The following is a 1,761-nucleotide window of genomic DNA, read 5'->3' on the forward strand; positions in this document are numbered from 1 at the left end:
CTGGCGCGGGCACTGGGCGTACGACGACCGCGCGTGCCCGCAAGGGAGCTGCCCGCCGGCCCCACGGCCTCCGACCCGCGGCTGCGGGTGCACGGCCAGGCGGAGTTCGGCGACGTTCTCGCCCGGCTGCGCGATCGCCCCTACGCCCACGTGGCCGTCTTCTCCCGCGAGAAGGGAGCACAGATCGGCGAGGCGCTGCGAGCCGCCCAGGTGAGTGTCAACGTCGGCGTCGCCTCCGTCGCCGGTGCCCTGCCGCGCCAGGTGGTCGGGGCTCGCGGGTACGGGCCCCTCTCGGGCGATCACGGGCTGCGCACCTTCGGGCGGGCCGTGTCGCTGACCACCCGCCGCCGGCTCGCGGTTCCCCTGCCGGGCAACCCGGCCGACGTACTCCTGGCGACACCGGCCGGCAAGCTCGCGGCCCGGCTCGCGTTCCACCTGCGCCACTCACTGGGCTGACCTCGCCTGGCCGCCAGGCCCCGGACGTCATACGAGACGGAGGCGAGAGCCCACGTTCCGTATGACGTCCCGAGCCCTCGACACCTGGTGCATATCGGGTATACAGTGCGGTATACCGAGTATGTAGGCCACCCGAGGGGGCACGATGTCCGTCAAGCACGCACTACTGGCACTGCTGGAGCAGGAGCCGATGTACGGCTACCAGCTGCGCGCCGAGTTCGAGCAGCGCACCGGGGAGACCTGGCCGCTGAACGTCGGGCAGGTCTACACGACGCTCACCCGCCTCGAGCGCGACGGCTTCGCCGAGGCCGAGGCCGAGAACGCCGAGGGGCACGTGGTCTACCGGATCACCGCGGCCGGGCGCGAGGAGGTCGCCGCGTGGTTCACGACGCCCGTGGCCCGCACCCAGCCCCCGCGCGACGAGCTCGCGATCAAGCTGGCGCTGGCGGTGACGGTGCCCGGCGTCGACATCGGCACGGTCATCCAGCAGCAGCGCAGCGCGACGATGGCCGCGCTCCAGGACTACACCCGGTTGAAGCGGCGCGCGGTCGGCGCCGACCCGCGCGAGCTGGCCTGGAGCCTGGTGCTCGACTCGCTGGTCTTCGGTGCCGAGGCGGAGATCCGCTGGCTCGACCACTGCGAGGCGCGACTGCGACGAGCTGCCCGCGAGCCGGCGCCGGGTGCCGCGGCTCCGATCGCGCAACCGACTCAGGACCAGCGGGCGCACGACGAGAGGGCGCCGCGATGAGCGACACGGTGCACGACCCCGCGAGCCGGCTGGCCCGCGCCGAGCGCCGTTGGCTGCTCGATGCCCGGGCGCGGCTGCGGAGCACGGCCGCCGTACGCCCGGCCCCGGCCGTGACGAAGCCGGACCAGACCGAGGAGTCGCGATGAATCCGATCCTGAAGCTCACCGACGTCACCCGGGTCCACGGTGACGGCGCCACCCAGGTCCATGCGCTGCGGGGCGTCTCGTTCACCGCGCACGCCGGCGAGCTCGTCGCCGTGATGGGCCCGTCCGGCTCCGGCAAGTCCACCCTGCTGACCATCGCAGGGGGCCTCGACCAGCCGACCGCCGGCACGGTCCAGGTGGAAGGCACCAACCTGGGCGGCCTGGACCTCCAGGGCCGGGCGCGGATGCGTCGTACGTCGATCGGGTACGTCTTCCAGGGCTTCAACCTGATCCCGGCGCTCACCGCCGCGGAGAACGTCGCCCTGCCGCGCGAGCTCGACGGTGTCAGCGCCCGGACCGCACGCCAGGAGGCGCGCACGGCGCTGGCCGAGGTCGGCATCGGCGAGCTCGCCG

The 1,761-nt window shown here is 73.7% G+C and carries 4 protein-coding genes; all 4 read left to right on the plus strand.

Annotated features, from left to right (window positions below; translation table 11 throughout):
- A partial coding sequence (locus tag ACOADB_RS04045) for a hypothetical protein (RefSeq protein ID WP_378596648.1) occupies nucleotides 1-456 on the plus strand: 456 nt, incomplete at its 5' end.
- Nucleotides 457-601: 145 nt separating this feature from the next.
- Entirely contained in the window at nucleotides 602-1,204 is a 603-nt protein-coding gene (locus ACOADB_RS04050) for a PadR family transcriptional regulator (RefSeq protein ID WP_378596649.1), read from the plus strand.
- Nucleotides 1,201-1,350, plus strand: a complete 150-nt coding sequence (locus ACOADB_RS04055) for a hypothetical protein (RefSeq protein ID WP_378596650.1) — start codon at nucleotides 1,201-1,203, stop codon at nucleotides 1,348-1,350. The genes ACOADB_RS04050 and ACOADB_RS04055 overlap by 4 nt, the downstream gene beginning before the upstream one ends.
- A partial coding sequence (locus ACOADB_RS04060; RefSeq protein WP_378596651.1) for an ABC transporter ATP-binding protein occupies nucleotides 1,347-1,761 on the plus strand: 415 nt, incomplete at its 3' end. The genes ACOADB_RS04055 and ACOADB_RS04060, both read left to right, overlap by 4 nt.

This window comes from Nocardioides sp. CPCC 206348 (assembly GCF_048654705.1).
Taxonomy (GTDB): Bacteria; Actinomycetota; Actinomycetes; order Propionibacteriales; family Nocardioidaceae; genus Nocardioides.